A 20,045-nucleotide genomic window follows, 5' to 3' on the forward strand; every position below is an offset into this window, starting at 1 on the left:
TAACAAGGTTACTTAGACATTTCCAATATAGCCTCTACGTCATTTGCTTCAAGCTTGCTAAAGTTACCAAAAGCTCCTCGCTTCATAGCACGATTAACGATCAAATCAAACTTCTGATCATCTATTTCGTAATCAGCCAGTGCTTTAGGAGCCCCTATAGACGTCCAAAACTCCCGTAAAGAATCAATCCCTTCCTCAGCTATTTGACGGTCTGATTTGCCTTCAGAATTGACTGAGAACACTTTGGTAGCCAGTTGTACGAACCGTCCCTCGTCGACATCAAGATTATGCCTCATCCAATTAGGGAAAAGAATCGCAAGTCCTCCGGCATGTGGAATGTCATACACAGCCGAAACAGCGTGTTCAATATTATGACTCGCCCAATCTCCTCGGTATCCCATCTGCAGCATCCCATTTAAAGCAATCGTTCCAGCATATAAAATTGTCTCACGATGTTCATATGATTCAAGGTTATCCAGAAGTTTAGGAGCCGTATCTATAACTGTCCGTAAAACACCTTCGACCATTTCATCCTGTACAGGTGACTGGGTTGGGTTGTGAAAATATTGCTCTAGTAAGTGTGACATCATATCGACGATCCCATAAATCGTCTGTTCACGTGGCACTGTGATGGTGTTCTGAGGATCTAGAATAGAGAACGTTGGATATGTATAAGGCGCATAACCCCATCCATATTTTTCGTTCGTCTCCCAATTTGTAATCACTGCTCCTCCATTCATTTCAGACCCTGTTGCCGCCAAAGTAAGCACAGTACCAAAAGGAAGGACCCGATCTGGTGTATTTTTACGAGTAACTAAATCCCAGGCATCACCTTCGTATTTTGCACCCGCAGCAATGGTTTTTGTACAGTCAATGACACTGCCCCCGCCGACGGCAAGTAGAAAATCGATACCTTCTCGTTTACAAAGTTCAACGCCTTTTCGTACAGTACTCAGCTTAGGATTGGGGTCGACCCCTGCCAATTCATGAACCTGGACAGTCGTTTTATTTAATTCTTTCATTACACGATCGTAAACTCCGTTTTTCTTAATACTGCCTCCACCATAAACGATTAATATATTTTTTATATGACTAGGAAGCTGTTCGGTTAATTGTTCAATTTGATTTTTACCAAAAATAAGCTTCGTCGGATTATGAAATGTAAATGCGTCCATTATTTCTTCCCCTCTCTTTATTTCTCAGTGTTCCATTATCCCTGATCCATGAGAATTTCTCAAAAGATACGCAATATGTATAAATTGTTTTTTATTCCTAAAACTATAAGTGTTCATTTTAAAAACAGAAGGAGTGAAAACATGAATACAATCCAACGAATCGCTTTACTACTGACGATTATTGGAGCTATAAACTGGGGTTTAATTGGTTTATTCCAATTCGATCTTGTCGCTGCTTTATTTGGAGGCGGAGAGCAAAGTGGAGCGTTTGCGCGAATTATCTATACGCTTGTAGGAATTAGCGGACTTATTACCATTTCCCTTTATTTCTCCCATGCCGCAGAACATCATGAAGCAAGGACAGCAGATTCAACTGAGTAACGAATTTAACTGAAGAATACAAAAAACCCGGCTGCGGAAGCCGGGTTTTCAGTTTGAAAAGCTGTAATTGTACAGTTCAGCTTTTCTAAAAATTATTTGCGGAATTTTTCACGGTCGTCGGACTGTTTAATCCAGTCTTCTAACTTATCCTTAAGTGTGTTAAATCCTGCTGATGCATCTTCTTGCTGAGGAGTCGCTTGTTTACGAGGACGACGCTCCTTTTTAGGTGCTTCTTGTGTGGCACGAATAGAGAGAGAGTATTTATTATTTTTCTCATCAATGTTTAGAATTTTAACTTGGACTTCATCACCTTCAGAAAGATGTTCGTTAATATCCTTCACATAGCCATGAGTTACTTCAGAAATATGCACAAGACCCTGTACTTGCTCGTCAAGTGCAACGAAAGCACCGTATGGCTGTATCCCTGTAACTTTACCCTCTAAAACTTGACCTTCTTGAAACTTATCTGACATGCTATACAACTCCTGATATAGATTATTCGTTTCTTTTAACGCAATTACTGATTTTATCATAACATTTCATAATTAGCAAAAGCTTCTGATGATCCTTAACCTCTTAATCTATTATTTTTCACAAGAAATATTAAGAAACAGGTTTAAAACACGAACTATAAGGATATTAATAATACCGTAAGACTTTCTCGTATTCCCCCTGTGAAGCAAAGCGATCATTCGCTTTGCTTTTTTTCTGGTATAAGCTTTCTATTTCTATCTTTTACAATTATTCGTTAGTATAAGAATAAGATCCACTTGAAGGAGCAGTGATACAATGAACCGTTTCTCTGAAATAACAGAAAGAAAAGGCACAAGATCTGTTAAATGGGATTTAGCTGAAGAACTTTATCAGGACTCAGATGTGCTCCCGATGTGGGTAGCCGACATGGATTTCAAGGCTCCTGAAGCAGTTGTCCAGGCTCTAACCCAAAGAGTTGAACACGGAATTTTCGGATATACACTGGCTGACGAGCCACTTAAGACTGCCATAATCAACTGGCTTGACCGACGTCACGATTGGAATGTGAAGAAGGACTGGATTACATACAGCCCTGGAGTTATCCCAAGTTTGCATATGGCTGTGCAATCATTAACTGAAAAAAATGATGCTATTATGATTCAGACGCCTGTCTACCCACCTTTTTCAAGTGTAGTCAACGATCATGACCGTACACTTGTTGAGAATCCCTTAGTCCTTAACGATGGAATTTATTCCATTGATTTCACGGACTTTGAATCTAAAATCCGGGACTATCAGGTTAAGTTATTTATTCTTTGCAACCCACACAATCCCGTCGGAAGAGTCTGGAATGGTAAAGAACTCAAACAAATTAATGATATTTGTCTAAAACATGGTGTTAAGGTAATTTCGGATGAAATACACGCTGACTTGATCTATCCAGGGCACACACATATTCCGTTAGCTGCTCTATCTAAAGAAGCTAGTAACAATACCATAACCTGTCTTTCTCCAACAAAAACATTTAATCTGGCAGGATTACAGGCCTCCTACTTAATTATAGAAAACGAAAAAGTCAGAGGACTAGTAACTGATTACTTCAATAAGCAAGGAATGTTTATGCTTAACACACTGGGCATTACTGCTATGGAATCTGCCTACCTTCACGGAGAAGAATGGCTTGAGGAATTAATCGAAACACTTGAGATGAATCGAAACTATGTTACAAAACGCCTTCATGAAGAAACTGAAACATTACAGGTTATTCCCGCTGAAGGCACCTATTTATTATGGATCGACTGTCGTAAACTCAACCTATCCCAGCCTGAACTGATTTCCTTTATGAAAAAGAAAGCGAAGGTAGGTCTAAATGAAGGAGCTTCGTTTGGGGAAGAAGGAGCAGGCTTTATGCGAATGAACATCGCTGCCCCTAAAAAACTTATCGAAGAGGGTGTGTCACGAATCATCCAGGCAGTTAATAATAAATAAAAAACATCCCCTCTCTGCTCCTTCCGAGAGGGGATGTGGCTATTCTTTTTGCTTCTCATTTAAATCAGTAGGATCACTCGTTTTATTCTTATCACTATTTAACGTGATTTCTGCACAAGCCACCCGATCTCCTGATTCCCCTGCAGGCTGTGACATGCCATCATCAGGTTCGCTATGAATAACTAATGACGTCCCTTCACTTTTTAATAAAGAAGTTTGACCATCTTTCAGTGTAGCTCCTGAAAGCATCAATTTTGCTTTAGCTGATCCGCTTGATTCTGCATCAAGATTAGGAAGATCACCTGCATGAGCCCCTTTCTGATTTAACAAACCATGCTTCTTTTTGGTGGGGTTGAAATGATTTCCCGCACTCTTAAAGTCTGGCCCTTCACATTTAGGAAACTCATGAATATGGATGCCATGAGGACCAGGCTCAAGACCTTCTGCTTGTACCTTCACCTCTACCCCATCTGGCTGTTCTGTTAAGGTGACCGTTCCTATACGATCACCTTCCTGATTATAAAGCGCCGATTCTAAAGGGGAACGTTTTTCCCCACAGCCAGTCATCATTAATAAACTAACAAATGCGCCGATCCAAACAACTCTCATATTGTACGCCCTTTCCTAAAGTAATCATACCTTTAGCTTTTCCAAGAAACGGAGTATTTATAATCGGAAGAAGTAATGAGAGTGAAGCGATACATAAAAAAACAACACCTGAGATAAAACCCAAGTGTTGCCGTTCATTGATCATGTTGATAGTTATCTTGTTCTTCCTGGACGGGAGAGTAATCTGTCCGCTCCTCCTCCTTACGAGAAACTTTAATGATAAAGTACATTGTAACCGCAGCAGCTACGATAAATACTAATAAGGTCAGAAGAGCTGGAATATATTCAGATTTATCTTGGGGGAAATAGAGAAATTCCATCATAGGGCAACACACCTTTCCAAATTCATCACCATTATAACAAATCCTCTTCGCCATAAGTAATGCTTCTCTATTTTTTCACATTTTTAAACTCTGGTACAATAGTCAACAAGGAGGGGTTTAAGTGTCAGAATTTCAGAATGGAACAATTGTTAAGGCTCATTATAAATCAGGGATCTACATAGGGGAAGTAATAGAAGATCGCAAGCAAAATTATTTAGTCAAAATACTCGCCGTAGACAAGCATCCGATGCAAGGCGACCTTCATAATCCTGGTAAAACAGACGACGTGTTTTTTCATCAACGAAAGGCACTAAGTTTTCAAGAAAAGGCAAATATCCACAAAAAGGCAGTCCACCTTTTTGAAAGTAAACAAGTTCCTGATTACGACGTGTCATTGAAACAATCAGTTGAAAAGTTGAAACAAAAATTGACAAGAAGAGAAACAAACTTTAACCAACATGCCTTAGAGCAGGTAAAGGACCTCGAAAACCAATACTTTAGATAAAAACACGCTCCTCTTTGAGCGTGTTTTTTAGGTTCCAGGCACTTTTAAATTTTTCTTCTTTTTTTGAGGCTTTCCATAAACTTTTGTAACGATTTTCGGTGCCTGCTCAAACAAAACCATTCCTATGAAAGCCGCGATGAGAATATACAATCCGCTAAAGGCTTTAAGCACTCCGGTAGCGACACCGGCAATAACCACAGAGAATTCACCTCTTGAACAAATCGATAAACCTGCTCGTAAGGAAGCTCGTTTTGGCAACCCATAAAGTGGTCCGCCAAGTATGCCGACTAGCAGTTTTGCAATCACCGACCATACCAGAACAACAACGAGCAGACCTGCCATCGGCACACCATTGCCCAAATTAATGGTTGTCCCAAAGTAAACAAAGAATGTTGGAAGCATAAGATCTCGAATTGGAAAAACGGTTTGTTCCACTTTTTCTATCTTTCCAATTTCAGCCAGCATCATACCTGCTAAAAATGCTCCCAGTACCTCTGATAATCCAAGGTATAATGCTAAACCACCGTAAGTTAAAGCTATCCCTGTCAGCAACGCAATCTTAAAATCTTCGTCTGCTATTCGATCAAGCAGCGTCTCAACTTTTTTAAATACTGTTTTACCAAGGATGATCGCAGCTAACGTCAATCCGATAATTTTTCCGGTAATAACTAGAAAAGAAACTGTTGTGAAAGTCTCACCAGAACTGACACCGAATAAAATAGCTACGACAATCGGCGCAGCGAGATCTTCAAAAATAAGTATTCCTAAAATATATTCTGTTTCTATGTTGGCCATCCTGCCCCGATCATCCAACAATTTTGCAGTAATCGATGAACTCGTGGCATAGGCAATCCCGCCTATTAAAAAACTAGAAAATAGATCAAGATTAAATAAAAGAGCAATACCTGTAGTAATCCCTAAACTTAAGAACAAATCCAACAAACCAGATGGCCAGATTTTTTTAGCAATCCCACCAAGCCGTTTCACATTGAACTCCAAACCTAATAAGAAAAATAACAGAACAATTCCTATTTCACTTGCAAAATGGAGAAGTTCGTTTCCGCCAAGTTGTCCAGCCAGAACGATCCCTAATAGAATGTAAAGAATAACTCCAGGGATCTTGATTTTAAGACTTAAAAAACCTAAATAAAATATGGCAATTAGAATTAGCCCTGCACCCAACAGGGCAGGAAATTCACTGTGCACTAATCATCATCCCTTTCCACTGCACAATTCAGAGAAGCTGTCAATCTGCTCCTGTTTACCAATCGTCATAATGACATCCCCTGGTAACAGTTTTGTGTCTGCCTCTGGAATAGCAATGGTTTCGTCTCCTTTAATGATACCAATGATTGTGACTCCTGTCCTATTTCTGATTTCAGACTCCTCAATGGTTTGTTCGGTAATAGGAGAAGCCTCTTTTAATTCGATCCAATCGATTACAATCTGATTCTTGAACATCTTTAATTTATTGGCATCGACCGGCTGATAAGTAGCACCAAGCAGCTGGGCGCCAAGCTCTCTCGTTTCGTCCGATGTCAAATCCATAGCAAAGTCTGCTTCTTCACTGTCAGCCTCTTCAAAAAAATAAAGCTCCCGCTTGCCTGTATGATGTACGATCAATACAAGCATACTGTCCTCAGCTGTCTTTAAGGTAATTTTTTGACCAATACCTGGTAACTGCGAAACAGAAATATTCATTTTTACGATCCACTCCTTTTTCTTCTTTGACCTAGCCTCATTAGTATCACACGTTATGACGGCTTCATTAGTACTAAAAACCAAATTAGCTCTAATCGGTTACATTGTTATACTATCAGGAGTTGAGCTGTCAATCTACACCCGAGTTTGTTTTCTAGTTTCGTCTGTGGTAATTTTAAATAGTGTTAAATGTCTAAGAGGAGGTTATACCAATGAGTGTACATATTGGTGCCAAACCTGGAGAAATTGCCGATAAAATTCTATTACCTGGAGATCCCCTAAGAGCAAAATATATTGCTGAGAATTTCCTGGATGATGCAACATGCTACAACGAAGTCCGCGGCATGTATGGCTACACAGGAACATATAAAGGTGAACGTATTTCTGTTCAAGGAACTGGGATGGGTGTTCCATCCATTTCAATCTATATTAATGAATTGATGGAAAGCTACGATGTTCAGAAACTCATCCGTGTGGGTACGTGTGGAGCCCTACAAAAAGATGTTAAAGTACGTGATGTTATTTTAGCCTCAACATCAACTACTGACTCACAAATGAATCGTATGGTATTTGACCACATTGACTTCGCACCGACAGCTGACTTCGGTCTATTGAAAAACGCTTATGATGCCGGTATTGATAAAGGCCTAAAACTACGTGTCGGGAATGTTTTCACAAGCGACAGTTTTTACCGTGATAATGCCATGGACCTTTTCAACTTATTAGCTAAATACAATGTATTAGCAGTGGAAATGGAAACAACCGCATTATACACACTTGCGGCCAAATACAACCGCCAGGCGCTTTCTGTACTTACCGTTAGTGATCACATTTTAACTGGCGAAGAAACGTCTTCTGAGGAACGTCAGACCACTTTTAATGACATGATTGAAGTAGCATTAGACGCAGCCATTGAAGACTAACTCCTACCACTTGAATTTAAAAGCCCGCTACTGTGCGGGCTTTTTTTGATCCAAAATTGGTCTCCATTCTGGATATTAAAGCTACCCCTTAACCTTACCCTCTATTCTATACACTTGCCTGATTTTGCTCAGTGCCAATGCCTATAATTAATCGATCATTTTTGCACTCAGTAAAAAAGCAACCTGAATTATGACCCTTAGATTGCTTCATAAAAGAATCAGAAAAGCTGTCAAGATCTTGTTAGAATGTATTGAGACAAAGTCCGAGCCATCACACCTGTTGGACCTTTAGGACCTAAGTCATGGGATGCTTCCGCCATTGACGTTCCAGCAATATCTAAGTGCACCCACGGGGTTTCTTCTGCAAACTCCCCGACAAAAGCTCCACCCATAATGGGATGGGCTTTGCGTGTAGGAGAATTATTTAAGTCAGCAATCGAGCTCTTTCTAACTTGCTCCTGATAATCCTCGTTATAGGGAAGCTGCCAAATTGGCTCATCCACAGCTTCACTGCTCTTCTGCACTGCTTCGAAAAAATCTTTGTTATTCGTCATAGCACCTGTCATCCATGAACCTAATGCTGTAACAACACCACCTGTTAAGGTAGCTACGTTGATAATACGTTCAGCACCCAGTTGTTTGGCGTAGGTTACTCCATCGGCAAGGGCCAATCTACCTTCCGCATCGGTATTTAGCACTTCAATTGTACGACCACTCAAAGATGTAATTACATCATCTGGTTTAAATGCTGCACCGGAAATCATGTTGTCAGAGGAAGGGATAACAGCTAATACATTTTGCTTGGGCTTTAAACGGCCAATAATATCCATTGCCCCAAGTACAGCTGCTGCTCCACCCATATCCCCTTTCATCCCTGGCATGCCCGTTTTCGTCTTGATTGAATAACCACCAGTGTCATATGTAATCCCTTTACCAACTAGGGCCGTAACATCACCCCATTTCTCCAGCCCCTGATATTTCAATACAATCATCTTCGGAGGCTCTACGGAACCCTGATTGACAGCGAGCAACGCCCCCATGCCCAGCTCTTCCATTTGATTCTTATCAAGAATTTCCACTGCAAAATCATAACTGTCAGCCATACTCACAGCATGTTTTGCCATATTGGTGGATGTCAGCATGTTGGCAGGAAGATGCACTAAATGCCTAGCTGTGTTCACACCGTGGCTGAAGGAGTATCCTTTTTCTAACGAACTTAGTAGGTCTTCCTCTTGATCATTTGAAATTAAAGTAAGTGAGTCAATCATTGATAGTTTTTTAGGTTGATCGCTTTTATAATGAACAAGTTGATAAGTCGCTGTGCCCATTGATTCAGTAATAAGTTGAGCGCAATCATTACCCTTAAGGTTGTCTGATAGGAAACTATCAAGAGCTATGGACACTTCGGTGATGTTGTCAGATTGCAGCTCCTTAAATAACTTTCCAAAAGCACTCTTAAGCCGTTTTCTTGTAAGTTGTTTATTGTCGCCTAACCCCAAAAAATAAATCCGCTTTAGAGGAAACTGGCCGGAAGGCAGATATTTTGAAACTTCTTTATACTCCGGGGATAGATCTCCCTCCTTAGTATACACAGCAATCTGGCCGGAGGAGTGATCATCTAGTGTCTGATAAATCATTTGTTGATCAATATCTCCCTCATATAAACCGACAATAAGTGTGTGATTCTGGCTAAACAAATCTTTTTGAATGTTGAACATGGTTAACACCTCCATTGTCAGTATACTAAAAAAACTGTCAGGTTGCTGCCACAACTTTTAGAAGGACTCAGGGAAGAATCATATGATACAATACATTTAAGATCTATCGAAACCTATATTCCTTTACAGGCATAATGAAGGAAAGGATGTCTTTTGGCCGTATGAATTTACTACAAAATTTCCCTCTTTGGGCGGCACTCGCCGCCATAATTTTTGCACAAATCATTAAGGTTCCCATTCAATTTATCGCCTCTCGCAAATTTGATGGAGGCCTTGCGTTCAGCACTGGTGGAATGCCGAGCAGTCATTCAGCTGCTGTCACGGCTTTAGCAACGGGTGTCGGGCTCGACCAGGGTTTTGATTCCTCGATCTTCGCTGTTGCTTGTGTGTTTTCAATTATCGTCATGTTTGATTCTACAGGAGTTCGAAGGCAAACAGGTGAACAAGCTATTATGTTAAATATTTTATTAAATGATTTTCATCGTTTCGTTGGTGAAGCGAAAGAATGGGGAAATAAAGAAGAGTTTCAAAAACGTGAAGAGCTGAAAGAATTGCTGGGCCACAGGCCGATTGAGGTCTTTTTTGGAGCAATCACTGGTATTGGTTTAACCTTGGTGTTGAATGTATTAGTCTATTAACGTAAAAAACCGGATCCGATTTAGTCGGATCCGGTTTCATTTTATTCGTCAAGAATCTGTGTTCTGAATACTTGCAGGGCTTCATTTTTATTAAGCTGGGTTAAATCCCTTTCTGTAAGGGTGCCATCGCCTTCTTTAATGACATACACATCGACCTTTTTCTTACCCCAGTGCTCATATACATCATCCACTGTCGGGTAATATAAATCAATCTCGTTTCCGTTAATAGCAGAACCTTTATCTGCTACAACTCCATAGCCGTATTCAGGGATAAATAAAATCGTTCCTATTGGATATACAGATAAATCTGCAGCAATGGTAGAATATAAGTCTCTCTTTACGGTAACGCCGGAAAAAGTAATTCCGAACTGAGGATGCTCTGGTGTTTTTCCTGTTGATTCATACCCAGCTGTATAGCCTGTCGCAACTACTGTGTGACTGGGATACTGAGATAAATTTATCGCTTCCTGAAGAGAGGCAGGTGCTTCCACAGTAGAAGTTGAAACATAGCGTTGTTGTGCCTTTTTTACATTAAGAGATTTTGTTTCAAGCCCTGTTTCTCTATCCTCAAAAGCATTAATCGTCAATGCAGAGACCTTGTCATTATTACTAGATAACCAGTTATCTACATCTTTAAGTGTAATATTAGTAATGTTCACCCAGGTAAAATAAACAGCAGTCGCAAATATTGCTGCGAAAAAAAGAGTCCGTAAATATTTTCTCATGATTATCACCTCACGATGTCATCATGTCCAACATTTACCTGAAATATACAACACCACGGCATTCATCAAAGACGCCGTGGTGTGTGGATTAAAACATTTGATATCCGTGTTTTCTAAGTAATTTGATAACTATACCCGCTCCAATGGTTCCAGCAAAACCGCAAAGAAGAATAGTAATATCAACAGCTTGAAGATGAACGATTTGATCAAAAACAGTTCCAAAAGCTGCGGAAGTTTCAGTAAAATATCGACTCATTTCAAAATTATCTACGATGAGTAAGACAATGGCAGGATATACAATGGCCATAATCCAGGAAGATCGTAAAATCATGTTAATCAAAAAAGAAATCCCAAAGAATAGTACAAAAAACAATAGCATAGACACAACAAACTGAACAATATTCAAAATAAATCCCCCTAATTAAAAGCGCAAGAGCGATCGTGCATAAAAATTATATATTCTCGCCTTTAAAAAAGCAAAGACAGTTAACCTGCCTTTGCTTGTATTTATCAAACTTATTTAAAGAAATTAAGCTTTCCTTTTTTAAGGAGAAGTCCGATTCCGCCCAGTTTAAGGAGATAGCGATTATCAATCACTTTCTTCATTGCTGAGGCAGACCATCCAAATAACTTCTTATCGTCGAACACAACACCTATCGCATCACTGTGCCCAAGTGAAGCAACCGTACCCTGGAGCTTAGGAGTAAACGACTCTAAATGGTTATCGCCTTGAACTAATTTCGTAAGGCTCGCTGCTGTGTGTTCAGCCATTTGAATTGCAATTTGTGCTGTCGGAGGGTATGGACGCTCCGTTTCCTCGTTCATAATTAACGCACAGTCGCCAACGATGAAGACATCATCATAATTAGGAGCACGTAAATCATCACGTACTGGAATACGACCACGATTTGTTTCAAAACCAGCGTCAACAATTAAGGAGTTACCTTGAACCCCTGCTGCCCATACAACCGTGTTGGTAGCAATCTCTTCGCGCTTTTCATCTTTTTCAAATATCAGCTTATCTTCAGTGACTTCCTTGATCATCGCACCGATTTTAAATTCTACACCGCGTGCTTCAAGGGAGTTCATTGCATATTCTACTAATTCAGGATCAAAACCTGGAAGCGCAGTAGGTGCAGCTTCAACGTTGATAATACGCACATTCTCACGAGGAATATCGTATTCCTTACAAAGTTCAGGAACCCGGTTTGCGAGCTCACCCACGAATTCAATCCCTGTAAATCCGGCGCCGCCGACAACAAGATTTAAACGCTCTTCCTTCTTGTCCGCCTCATTGTTGTACTTAGCAAAGTTGTATTCAATATGCTGACGAATAAGACGAGCACTATTAATACTGCTAATTGTAAATGCATTCTCTTTAAGACCAGAAATTCCGAATGTTGCAGCTTCAAAGCCAAGCCCAACTACTAAATAGTCATAAGAAAGTTCACCGTTTTCCAGTGTGACTTTCTTTTCATCGGGTCTTACTTTCGTTACAGTGTCCTGAACAAAATTAATTTTGCTTGTGTCAATAAGATCGTTAATTTGGATCCTCGTCCGGTCATGGTGCAAAGTTCCAGCTGCATTTTCATGAAGCCAAGTCGTTTGATAATGATAGCTATGTTTGTTCACTAACGTAATGTTCGCATCATTTACGTTTAAGCTTTTTTGCAGCTTAACTGCTGTCATAATTCCACCGTACCCGGCTCCAATGATCACGATATTAGGATTATTCATGATATCACTTCCATCTCGAATTTTTTAACCTCATAATGGCTTATTAAATATTATTCCTTTGTGACTCGTTTCACACAATCCGACATAAAAAAAAGCCCATCGATTCTTATTTAATTTTGTCATAAAATCGTAAAATGTTTTCTAATTTTTATCTTAGACCTTTTCTTTTCTATTTTCAACCCTTGAGTAATTTTCCGAAATTTCCTAACTATTATGACTTTATAATATTGCATACAAATCAATAGAAATGCCAATAAAATTTAGTTTATGATAGAATAGAAAAAGTGTAATTTTTATCAGAAGGAGGCAAACTTAATGGATGATAAAGTATATGATATAACAATCATTGGCGGAGGCCCCGTCGGTTTATTTACTGCATTCTATGGCGGCATGCGTCAAGCAAGCGTTAAGATAATAGAGAGTTTACCTCATTTGGGCGGGCAGCTTACTGCACTATACCCTGAAAAATATATATTTGATGTAGCCGGATTCCCACGCGTTCGGGCCCAGGAACTTGTTGATAATCTAGAAGAACAAGCAATGGCATTTGATCCTGCGATTGCTTTGGATCAAGCAGTTGAAACGGTAGAACGTCTTGAAGATGGCTCCTTCAAGCTGACAACGAATTCAGAAGTACATTATACACGTACACTGATTGTAACTGCCGGCAATGGGGCTTTCCAGCCTAGAAGACTTAAAATAGACGACACAGAACGGTTTGAGCAGACCAACTTACACTATCACGTTAATGATATGAATCATTTCACTGATAAAAATGTCATGATTTGCGGCGGCGGCGATTCAGCCGTGGACTGGGCGTTAATGCTTGAACCTGTAGCTAAACAAGTTTCATTAGTCCATCGTCGTGATAAATTCCGCGCTCACGAACACAGTGTTGAGCAGCTTATGAACTCTAGTGTCAAATTGATGACTCCCTTCACCCCTGAAAAAATGATCGGTGAAGATCGCATAAACCAGGTAGAGCTGCATGAAGTTAAAGGTGACCGCGTGGAAACAATCGATGTAGATGAAGTAGTCGTAAATTATGGTTTTATATCATCTTTAGGCCCCATTAAAAATTGGGAGCTGGAAATTGAGAAAAATAGTATTGTTGTGAACTCTAAAATGGAAACAAATATTGAGGGGATTTATGCGGCAGGAGATATTTGCACCTATCCAGGGAAAGTGAAACTGATTGCTTCTGGTTTTGGTGAAGGGCCGACCGCGGTAAACAATGCTAAAGCTTATTTAGACCCGAAAGCACGGGTCCAGCCTAAACATTCTACTAGCATGTTTTCCTGAAGTTTTATTACAAAGGCTAGGCTCAGATACTGAGCCTAGCCTTTTTTGCATAAAAAATCCTTCTTCACATTCGTAGAACGTAAAGAAGGATCATCAGCTTTTAGCAATTAGGGTCCGGTGTCCCTGCATTTGTTGCTGTTTTAAAGGAAGATCCGCAGCCGCACGATACAATGGCGTTCGGATTATCGATGGTAAAACCGCCGCCCATCATGTTTTGTTTGAAGTCAATTGTTGTGCCTTCAATGATCGGAATATCTTGATTATGGATGACGACAGGGATGCCGTCCAATACCATAGTCTTGTCTAATTCTTCATTAATTTCCTCTTCGAAGCCCATCGCATAAGACAATCCACTACAGCCTCCACCCTTTATTCCAAAACGAAGGTGTACATCGCCCGATTCTTCTTCCTTCATCATTTCTCTGATTCGATGGTTAGCTGCTTCCGTGATATTAAGAATCATCTGGAGCCTCTCCTTTCATATCCTTACAACTAGTATACTAAATTAACTCAACCCTGAGCAAATATCCACTACTTTATCAAAAAACCCTTTTATGAAAAAAGTCATAAAAGGATTTTCACAGTCAGCATGACACCTTTAAAACAGGGGATTTTCTTCCAGGTGCTGATAAATATTTTGTACTAACTCTTCAGGTGTGTCTGCCATTACGCGATCACCATTTACCAATGCATACAATCCTTGAGAGCAAATGCCGCACTGGCTAAGGCAACCGTATTCTATAACATCAAGGTCCGGGTCTTTTTCAAGCTCTTCCATAGCTTCATCAGCCCCGCTGATTAAATTATTTACGCAAAATTCAATAATTGGATTCATCCGCTTCACCTCTTTACCCTGGATGAAACCCCACTAGAATATTATCCTACCACATTATTCAGTAAAAAGACACCCTCATACTTACTCATAAAGCCTTAAGAGAGTTCTTGCAATCCATGTTGCTCAAGCACGCCATAAACTGATTTTAAGCGCGGGATTCCCTCACCAGCCACTTCTCCGTTTACGATGATCAATGGATAGAAAAGCTCGTCATTTAGGATTTGCTGCACATATTCATGGTCTGTTTTATCATGGTGCTCGGAGTGGATATCCACATAAGCAAAGTCTACATGCCCTTGTCCATACTTCCGTGTAATAGCTGCTTCCAGCCATTCAAACGTTTCTTTTGATCCTGGTGCGTTGACACAGCTGGCACACCTTTCCTCTGCGCCATATACTGTTAAGTTAATCTTTTGATTACTCATTTAAGCCCCTCCATCTCGATGTTAGTCATATACAACCATTTTACAAAAGAAGATAAAAAAGATAAAATGAAAGTAGTTCTCAATTAAATCATATTTTGAAGAGACATCCATAGATTTTTAGTTCATTCCGTTTTATAATGATCATATTGAAAGGGGACGATCAAACATGGAAACACAAGTCCAAGAAGTACTAAATAAACTTCGCCCATTTTTACTGCGTGATGGAGGAGATGTAGAATTAGTGGACGTTGAAGATGGCATTGTCCGTCTTCGTTTAATGGGAGCATGCGGCAATTGCCCAAGTTCTACCATTACTTTAAAAGCGGGAATTGAGCGTGCACTTTCTCAAGAAATCCCTGGAATTTATGAAGTTGAACAGGTATTTTAAATGAATTGACTGGGTCAGCTAAGGAGGATAACTACCTTTTGAAGTTGAACACCGCATTTTAATGAAGTCCGTCCATGCAAGCAGCCTGGGCGGACTTCATTATTTTTCTAATCAACTGCTGTCAGCGGACATTTCCCTTCTAACACGTGGAGGGTGTTCTTAAGACTCAACTCCATCATTCTGTATCTGGTTTCGAGACTCGCTGATCCAATATGAGGCAAACAAATCACTTCTTCAAGCGTTAAAAGCGGATGATCCGCTGAAATCGGCTCCTCTTCAAATACATCAAGTCCTGCTCCCCTAATTTCACCAGACTTCACTGCCTCATAAAGAGCCATTTCATCCATCACTTTTCCTCTGGAAGCATTAATAAAAATTGCTTCAGACTTCATACTTCTAAAAACATCAGCATTAAACAAATGGTATGTTGCATTTGTCAACGGAACTAAGGAAACGACAAAGTCAGCCGTGCGGATAAGCTGGTCGAAACTGACATAGTTAAGTCCCAATTCCTCTTCAGCTTTTTGCTTTCGGGTTCTATTATGATAGAGCACATTCATATCGAAACCATTAGCCCTTTTCGCCACAACTTCGCCTATTCGTCCCATTCCGACTATACCTATTGTCTTATGATGAATATCTGTACCCGCAAGTAACAGTGGTGACCAATGCTCCCACTTTCCTTGTTTAATTACATCCGCTGCTTCGAGGAGTCTTCTTGCAGCTGCCATTAACAGAGCAAAAGTTAAATCAGCGGTTGTATCTGTTAAAACATCTGGTGTATTCGTAACCGTGATGCCATTCTTTTTAGCTGCATCGATATCGATATTGTCAAAACCCACCGCTAAATTAGCGACAACCTTCAATGTTTCCGTTTGGTTCAGCAGCACCTCATCGATGGGGTCACTCAGCATCGTCACTAATCCATCTGCCTTCTTGGATTCTTCCAGCAGCTTAGGATAATCAACAGATTCTTCAGCACTGTGCCACATATCAATGTTTAACTTTTCCCTAAAAGGAGCCACCACATCTTCCGGCAGTTTCCTCGTGATATACACGTAAGGTTTTTTCACTACATCCCCTCCCTTTCATACATCCTTATAGAATATATTATAAACGAAAATAAGCAGGAAAACATATGATGGAATGCCAGACAGAAATTTTTGATATAATGCAGGTATGCTTGATCATTTTTCCATAAAACAGAAACATTATGGTACGTTAACTACATGCAAGGAGGTCGATAATCATGAGTGGAGAAAATCGAACAATGTCTGTATTAGAGAAAAAAGCAAGAGAATGGTTGATTGAAAGAGGTGTAACCGTAGACGATATGGCCGAACTCGTCCATTACCTTCAATCGAAATACCATCCAAAGCTAACCATGGAGGAGTGTAGGTTTAACGTAAATCAAGTACTTAAAAAACGCGAAGTACAAAATGCGATCGTCACCGGGATCCAGCTTGATGTGCTCGCTGAACAAAAAAAGCTTGAGGAACCGCTTCAATCCACCATTGAAGTGGATGAAGGATTATATGGAGTGGATGAAATCATTGCCTTTTCTATTGTAAATGTTTATGGATCCATTGGTTTCACAAATTACGGGTATATAGATAAACAGAAACCTGGCATCCTTAAGGCACTCAATGATAAATCTTCCGGGGCATGTCATACATTCTTAGACGACATCGTCGGAGCCATTGCAGCGGCTGCTTCAAGCAGACTCGCTCACAGTGCAGTTGGCGAGGCAGAAGAAGAATAAGAAAAGTAAGAAGAGAAAGTCACGCTCCGCGCGTGGCTTTTTTAATAATTTTCTGAAACCTTAGACCTTTTTATTCGTAATATAGAATATAGTAGTTATAATGACTTTGAAAGGGATGGGGTTATGTCACGTTTTAAGAAAAGTTGGATATGGATTGGCCCGTTATTGATTGTCTTGGCCGGTGTTTTTATCCTATTTATCGAAAACTACCAAGAAGTAACTGTACCTCCGAGTGAAGAGTGGAGTCGGGAAATTGAACTCGGAAACGCCTCTTCAAACATTGAACCACACATAACAGAAACGGATAATGAAAAGCTTTCCATTTCATATGCAACGAAAGAAGGGGTACACCAGAAAATACTTAACGACACTCATCAAGTCATTGCGGAACATACATATGATATCCCATATAATAAATGGACAAAAACCTATGTAAAAAATGATCACGTACTTTATTTTGATTACTATGCGATCTATGATGGCAAGACAAAAGAAAAGATTACCGACGCATCTCGGTTTATCCCACTCAAAGATAATATAATTTACCGGCAAGGATCGGATATTTTTATAATGAACCCAGCAACAAAGGCTTCTTCTTCATTATTAACCTTAGCAAGCGACAAAGTTGAATTCAGTGTGTATGAAGCTGATTCACAAATTTATTTGATGACACAGCAAACAGACACTTCAGGGACTGATCTTACTTTTTATCAAATAAAAGATACTACGGTTGCTAAAATGGCAGCAGCACAATTCAAAACAAAGCCATCTGAGGTAGCGGAATCTATACAGTTCACAATAGAAGACCAAGAGTATTCGCTGTTTCTGCAAACATTCCAGAAGCAAAGTATGTCTGGCAAACCGGTTTCACACTATTATTACTCTAAACAACCCCTTAATGAAAAGCCGCATTTAGAAGTAGTTACCTTTTCTGACCCAGCGTCCAATCAGCTATTGACAGAGGTGTCAGACTTCGAAATGAAAACCAAAAATGGTCAAACTTTCCTTTTGTTTAAAGGATATGGGCTTACGAAAACAGGTTACCGAGAAGAAGGGCAATTCAATATTTATGAAGCCAGAATCAATGAACAAAATGAACTAATCACAACACGATTGAGTAATACGCCTAATTCGTCCGCCAATCCAGAACGAATCAATGAAGAAGCCGTAATTTGGGTGGATGTGCAGGGTGATACAAACCGCCTGCTGCTTGCCTCTTCCCACCCTGAAATTATTGAGCAAGCTCAGCAGATATCAGGGAAATACCTTCTGGGCGCGTTAGGGAAAACATTAGGGATGCTTTCTTATAGCTTTTTCGCAATTATTGTGGGGATCATTTGGTATATTTGGCCCTTACTCTTCATTACGGTCATGATGTTCAGCTCAAATAAAGCTTATGATAGAGATCGGGAATGGGTATTTTTCTTAGGGGCCGGCATATACCTGGGAGCTGCTATTGTATTTAAAGATAGTATTTATACGCCTTCTTTATTATCACGTACTCCTGAGTATTTAAGCTTTACAGGCAGTTCCATTGTCTACACACTTATATTTGCTTTGATCACTTATGTAATTATGAAGATAAGCACAAGAGATTGGTCGATTACAGTACGTCTAAGTTATTTTGTCGGCGTTCACATTCTATTTGTAACTATATTTTTCGGCCCTTATCTTATCTAATATGAGGCTGTACATAAGTAAAGCAATGATGCCAAAAAAACGATATACTGAATAGATCAATTAGCGTAGTCAAAATACTGAGGCTCCTGTTGGCACAGAGCGAGTCGAAGATACCTCAGAAAGCGTTCTCCATAGATTCAAAAATCCTAGAGGCTGGTTGAGCTTTCTTTCACTTCTCACTAAAACTCTTAAAAGAAAAATAGTGAGACTGGGACATAAGTAAATCTCTAAAGTGAAAAGACGAACGAAGCGCCGTTTATGCGGAGAAAATATACGGAGACTCCTGCGGGAGGAAAGGCCTAGATGAGACCTCGCAGTGCGTCAGCACAAGAAGGCTCAACAGCCGCCCGCGGAAAGCGAAGTATATTTTCGTAGCGGTTATATGCACCATTTATAGGTTTACTTAGTTCGGATTTTCAATTAATAAAAATACTTTTGTCCCAACCTCACTTATCTTAGTATGTTTTCAACCATTCATATAAGTCTTTCATTTTATAAGTCGGCTGTTTCAAGCAGTGTTGAATATCCTTAAAAGATGAAACTCCAGTCTCCACCATTAATGTATCCAGACCAGCATTTATCCCAGCTAGAATATCTGTTTCATAATTGTCACCGACCATCAGTACATCCTTCTTTTCTAAGCCAACTTTATTCAAAGCCTGCTCCATCGCAATAGCCTCCGGTTTACCAACGAAAATTGGTTCCACCCCCGTGCTGACCGCTACTACAGAAGTTATCGCTCCATTTCCAGGAAGCATTCCTCTCTCTGTCGGGATGGCAGCATCCTTGTTCGTACTTATTAACTTCGCACCGTTTCGGACATTTAGACAGGCTTTAGCAAGTTTTTCATAAGAAATGTGACGATCAATTCCTACAATCACATAATCCGCTCCATCATCAGTGACCTCGTGCCCTTCTTTCTCTAGAGCATCATAAAGCCCTTCTTCTCCAATAACATATACCTTGGCCTCGGACTGCAAAGAAGTGACATATTTTGCTGTCGCAAGACTTGAAGTAAATACTTGATCGTCTGCAGCAGGGATGCCCATATTCATCAACTTCTCCACTACCTGCTCTGGTTTAGCCGACGAATTGTTTGTCAAATACATAAAAGGAATCGATTGCGCCTGTACAAACTTAACAAACTCTGCAGCTCCAGGAATTGGATCTTTGCCTCTGTACATGGTTCCATCTAAATCGATAAAATAAGCCTTGTACTTTTTCATTAATTTCACACCCGCTCTCTCAATTTACTC

At 40.0% G+C, this 20,045-nt stretch carries 24 protein-coding genes; 9 read left to right on the top strand and 15 right to left on the bottom strand.

The genetic code is table 11. The annotated features are described in order from the left end of the window. Window positions 1–8: 8 nt before the first annotated feature. Window positions 9–1,175: an iron-containing alcohol dehydrogenase gene (locus tag G6R08_RS03590; protein ID WP_163526719.1), complete on the bottom strand. Its 1,167-nt coding sequence runs from the start codon at window positions 1,173–1,175 to the stop codon at window positions 9–11. A 141-nt stretch (window positions 1,176–1,316) separates the two neighbouring features. On the opposite strand from G6R08_RS03590, the gene G6R08_RS03595 reads away from it, so the two are divergent. Then, the gene (locus G6R08_RS03595) at window positions 1,317–1,556 is read left to right on the top strand and encodes a DUF378 domain-containing protein (RefSeq protein WP_163526720.1); all 240 of its coding nucleotides are present in this window, start codon (window positions 1,317–1,319) and stop codon (window positions 1,554–1,556) included. A gap of 92 nt (window positions 1,557–1,648) precedes the next feature. On the opposite strand, the gene yugI is transcribed toward G6R08_RS03595, so the two are convergent. Further along, window positions 1,649–2,029, bottom strand: coding sequence for a S1 domain-containing post-transcriptional regulator GSP13 (gene yugI / locus G6R08_RS03600; RefSeq protein WP_079526880.1), 381 nt, complete (start codon window positions 2,027–2,029; stop codon window positions 1,649–1,651). Between the two features lie 316 nt (window positions 2,030–2,345). Between yugI and G6R08_RS03605 the strand changes: the two genes are divergently transcribed. Beyond that, on the top strand, window positions 2,346–3,518 hold the full coding sequence (locus G6R08_RS03605) for a MalY/PatB family protein (protein ID WP_163526721.1): 1,173 nt from the start codon (window positions 2,346–2,348) through the stop codon (window positions 3,516–3,518). Between the two features lie 39 nt (window positions 3,519–3,557). Here the strand turns inward: G6R08_RS03605 and G6R08_RS03610 are convergent, their stop codons facing one another. Together G6R08_RS03610 and G6R08_RS03615 are read right to left on the bottom strand one after the other, a co-directional pair. After that, the gene (locus tag G6R08_RS03610; protein ID WP_163526722.1) at window positions 3,558–4,127 is read right to left on the bottom strand and encodes a superoxide dismutase family protein; all 570 of its coding nucleotides are present in this window, start codon (window positions 4,125–4,127) and stop codon (window positions 3,558–3,560) included. 134 nt (window positions 4,128–4,261) lie between these two features. After that, the gene (locus tag G6R08_RS03615; protein WP_163526723.1) at window positions 4,262–4,450 is read right to left on the bottom strand and encodes a hypothetical protein; all 189 of its coding nucleotides are present in this window, start codon (window positions 4,448–4,450) and stop codon (window positions 4,262–4,264) included. Window positions 4,451–4,571: 121 nt separating this feature from the next. Between G6R08_RS03615 and kapB the strand changes: the two genes are divergently transcribed. After that, window positions 4,572–4,955 (top strand): kinase-associated lipoprotein KapB, encoded by a 384-nt coding sequence (gene kapB, locus G6R08_RS03620; protein ID WP_163526724.1) that lies wholly within the window; start codon window positions 4,572–4,574, stop codon window positions 4,953–4,955. A gap of 27 nt (window positions 4,956–4,982) precedes the next feature. Here the strand turns inward: kapB and G6R08_RS03625 are convergent, their stop codons facing one another. Further along, the gene (locus tag G6R08_RS03625) at window positions 4,983–6,161 is read right to left on the bottom strand and encodes a cation:proton antiporter (protein ID WP_163526725.1); all 1,179 of its coding nucleotides are present in this window, start codon (window positions 6,159–6,161) and stop codon (window positions 4,983–4,985) included. Window positions 6,162–6,167: 6 nt separating this feature from the next. Then, window positions 6,168–6,656 carry a cation:proton antiporter regulatory subunit gene (locus G6R08_RS03630; protein ID WP_079526891.1) on the bottom strand — a complete coding sequence of 163 codons (489 nt, stop codon included), beginning with the start codon at window positions 6,654–6,656 and terminating at the stop codon, window positions 6,168–6,170. Between the two features lie 212 nt (window positions 6,657–6,868). Here G6R08_RS03630 and deoD point away from each other — a divergent pair, with 212 nt between their 5' ends. Then, complete coding sequence (gene deoD, locus G6R08_RS03635; RefSeq protein ID WP_163526726.1) at window positions 6,869–7,579, top strand: purine-nucleoside phosphorylase; 711 nt, start codon at window positions 6,869–6,871, stop codon at window positions 7,577–7,579. Window positions 7,580–7,809: 230 nt separating this feature from the next. Here deoD and G6R08_RS03640 read toward each other — a convergent pair whose 3' ends face one another. Further along, complete coding sequence (locus G6R08_RS03640; RefSeq protein WP_163526727.1) at window positions 7,810–9,297, bottom strand: leucyl aminopeptidase; 1,488 nt, start codon at window positions 9,295–9,297, stop codon at window positions 7,810–7,812. 161 nt (window positions 9,298–9,458) lie between these two features. On the opposite strand from G6R08_RS03640, the gene G6R08_RS03645 reads away from it, so the two are divergent. Continuing rightward, on the top strand, window positions 9,459–9,935 hold the full coding sequence (locus tag G6R08_RS03645) for a divergent PAP2 family protein (RefSeq protein ID WP_163526728.1): 477 nt from the start codon (window positions 9,459–9,461) through the stop codon (window positions 9,933–9,935). A 41-nt stretch (window positions 9,936–9,976) separates the two neighbouring features. On the opposite strand, the gene G6R08_RS22230 is transcribed toward G6R08_RS03645, so the two are convergent. The 3 genes from G6R08_RS22230 to G6R08_RS03660 all read right to left on the bottom strand — a co-directional run bounded on the left by G6R08_RS22230 (window position 9,977) and on the right by G6R08_RS03660 (window position 12,397). Beyond that, the gene (locus tag G6R08_RS22230) at window positions 9,977–10,666 is read right to left on the bottom strand and encodes a 3D domain-containing protein (protein WP_420810415.1); all 690 of its coding nucleotides are present in this window, start codon (window positions 10,664–10,666) and stop codon (window positions 9,977–9,979) included. Between the two features lie 82 nt (window positions 10,667–10,748). Continuing rightward, window positions 10,749–11,066: a YuiB family protein gene (locus tag G6R08_RS03655; RefSeq protein WP_176142419.1), complete on the bottom strand. Its 318-nt coding sequence runs from the start codon at window positions 11,064–11,066 to the stop codon at window positions 10,749–10,751. Between the two features lie 110 nt (window positions 11,067–11,176). Continuing rightward, window positions 11,177–12,397, bottom strand: a complete 1,221-nt coding sequence (locus tag G6R08_RS03660; protein ID WP_163526730.1) for an NAD(P)/FAD-dependent oxidoreductase — start codon at window positions 12,395–12,397, stop codon at window positions 11,177–11,179. A gap of 315 nt (window positions 12,398–12,712) precedes the next feature. Here G6R08_RS03660 and G6R08_RS03665 point away from each other — a divergent pair, with 315 nt between their 5' ends. Further along, complete coding sequence (locus G6R08_RS03665; RefSeq protein WP_163526731.1) at window positions 12,713–13,699, top strand: NAD(P)/FAD-dependent oxidoreductase; 987 nt, start codon at window positions 12,713–12,715, stop codon at window positions 13,697–13,699. A gap of 100 nt (window positions 13,700–13,799) precedes the next feature. Here G6R08_RS03665 and G6R08_RS03670 read toward each other — a convergent pair whose 3' ends face one another. The 3 genes from G6R08_RS03670 to G6R08_RS03680 form a co-directional block, all read right to left on the bottom strand. Next, a complete protein-coding gene (locus G6R08_RS03670) occupies window positions 13,800–14,162 on the bottom strand; it encodes a HesB/IscA family protein (RefSeq protein ID WP_163526732.1) in 363 nt (120 codons plus the stop codon). Between the two features lie 135 nt (window positions 14,163–14,297). After that, entirely contained in the window at window positions 14,298–14,534 is a 237-nt protein-coding gene (locus tag G6R08_RS03675) for a YuzB family protein (RefSeq protein ID WP_079526908.1), read from the bottom strand. A 95-nt stretch (window positions 14,535–14,629) separates the two neighbouring features. Continuing rightward, entirely contained in the window at window positions 14,630–14,959 is a 330-nt protein-coding gene (locus G6R08_RS03680) for a YuzD family protein (RefSeq protein WP_163526733.1), read from the bottom strand. A gap of 166 nt (window positions 14,960–15,125) precedes the next feature. Here G6R08_RS03680 and G6R08_RS03685 point away from each other — a divergent pair, with 166 nt between their 5' ends. Continuing rightward, window positions 15,126–15,347: a NifU family protein gene (locus tag G6R08_RS03685; protein WP_163526734.1), complete on the top strand. Its 222-nt coding sequence runs from the start codon at window positions 15,126–15,128 to the stop codon at window positions 15,345–15,347. A gap of 107 nt (window positions 15,348–15,454) precedes the next feature. Here G6R08_RS03685 and G6R08_RS03690 read toward each other — a convergent pair whose 3' ends face one another. After that, on the bottom strand, window positions 15,455–16,420 hold the full coding sequence (locus tag G6R08_RS03690; protein WP_163526735.1) for a 2-hydroxyacid dehydrogenase: 966 nt from the start codon (window positions 16,418–16,420) through the stop codon (window positions 15,455–15,457). Window positions 16,421–16,596: 176 nt separating this feature from the next. Here G6R08_RS03690 and G6R08_RS03695 point away from each other — a divergent pair, with 176 nt between their 5' ends. After that, window positions 16,597–17,109, top strand: a complete 513-nt coding sequence (locus tag G6R08_RS03695; protein WP_163526736.1) for a phosphatidylglycerophosphatase A family protein — start codon at window positions 16,597–16,599, stop codon at window positions 17,107–17,109. Window positions 17,110–17,232: 123 nt separating this feature from the next. Continuing rightward, window positions 17,233–18,789 carry a hypothetical protein gene (locus G6R08_RS03700; protein WP_163526737.1) on the top strand — a complete coding sequence of 519 codons (1,557 nt, stop codon included), beginning with the start codon at window positions 17,233–17,235 and terminating at the stop codon, window positions 18,787–18,789. Between the two features lie 455 nt (window positions 18,790–19,244). On the opposite strand, the gene G6R08_RS03705 is transcribed toward G6R08_RS03700, so the two are convergent. Next, window positions 19,245–20,015 carry a TIGR01457 family HAD-type hydrolase gene (locus G6R08_RS03705; protein ID WP_163526738.1) on the bottom strand — a complete coding sequence of 257 codons (771 nt, stop codon included), beginning with the start codon at window positions 20,013–20,015 and terminating at the stop codon, window positions 19,245–19,247. Between the last annotated feature and the right edge of the window lie 30 nt (window positions 20,016–20,045).

Origin of the sequence: Halobacillus ihumii (assembly GCF_902726645.1) — a bacterium.
Taxonomy (GTDB): Bacteria; Bacillota; Bacilli; order Bacillales; family Halobacillaceae; genus Halobacillus_A; species Halobacillus_A ihumii.

Coding starts and splice junctions, on each gene's coding strand:
- G6R08_RS03660 (WP_163526730.1), bottom strand. CDS start 12,397: ATGAATAATCCTAATATCGTGATCATTGGAGCCGGGTACGGTGGAATT.
- G6R08_RS03630 (WP_079526891.1), bottom strand. CDS start 6,656: ATGAATATTTCTGTTTCGCAGTTACCAGGTATTGGTCAAAAAATTACC.
- G6R08_RS03645 (WP_163526728.1), top strand. CDS start 9,459: ATGAATTTACTACAAAATTTCCCTCTTTGGGCGGCACTCGCCGCCATA.
- deoD (WP_163526726.1), top strand. CDS start 6,869: ATGAGTGTACATATTGGTGCCAAACCTGGAGAAATTGCCGATAAAATT.
- G6R08_RS03705 (WP_163526738.1), bottom strand. CDS start 20,015: ATGAAAAAGTACAAGGCTTATTTTATCGATTTAGATGGAACCATGTAC.
- G6R08_RS03670 (WP_163526732.1), bottom strand. CDS start 14,162: ATGATTCTTAATATCACGGAAGCAGCTAACCATCGAATCAGAGAAATG.
- G6R08_RS03610 (WP_163526722.1), bottom strand. CDS start 4,127: ATGAGAGTTGTTTGGATCGGCGCATTTGTTAGTTTATTAATGATGACT.
- G6R08_RS03680 (WP_163526733.1), bottom strand. CDS start 14,959: ATGAGTAATCAAAAGATTAACTTAACAGTATATGGCGCAGAGGAAAGG.
- G6R08_RS03675 (WP_079526908.1), bottom strand. CDS start 14,534: ATGAATCCAATTATTGAATTTTGCGTAAATAATTTAATCAGCGGGGCT.
- G6R08_RS03590 (WP_163526719.1), bottom strand. CDS start 1,175: ATGGACGCATTTACATTTCATAATCCGACGAAGCTTATTTTTGGTAAA.
- G6R08_RS03685 (WP_163526734.1), top strand. CDS start 15,126: ATGGAAACACAAGTCCAAGAAGTACTAAATAAACTTCGCCCATTTTTA.
- G6R08_RS03640 (WP_163526727.1), bottom strand. CDS start 9,297: ATGTTCAACATTCAAAAAGATTTGTTTAGCCAGAATCACACACTTATT.
- G6R08_RS03665 (WP_163526731.1), top strand. CDS start 12,713: ATGGATGATAAAGTATATGATATAACAATCATTGGCGGAGGCCCCGTC.
- G6R08_RS03605 (WP_163526721.1), top strand. CDS start 2,346: ATGAACCGTTTCTCTGAAATAACAGAAAGAAAAGGCACAAGATCTGTT.
- G6R08_RS03595 (WP_163526720.1), top strand. CDS start 1,317: ATGAATACAATCCAACGAATCGCTTTACTACTGACGATTATTGGAGCT.
- G6R08_RS03700 (WP_163526737.1), top strand. CDS start 17,233: ATGTCACGTTTTAAGAAAAGTTGGATATGGATTGGCCCGTTATTGATT.
- yugI (WP_079526880.1), bottom strand. CDS start 2,029: ATGTCAGATAAGTTTCAAGAAGGTCAAGTTTTAGAGGGTAAAGTTACA.
- G6R08_RS03615 (WP_163526723.1), bottom strand. CDS start 4,450: ATGATGGAATTTCTCTATTTCCCCCAAGATAAATCTGAATATATTCCA.
- G6R08_RS03695 (WP_163526736.1), top strand. CDS start 16,597: ATGAGTGGAGAAAATCGAACAATGTCTGTATTAGAGAAAAAAGCAAGA.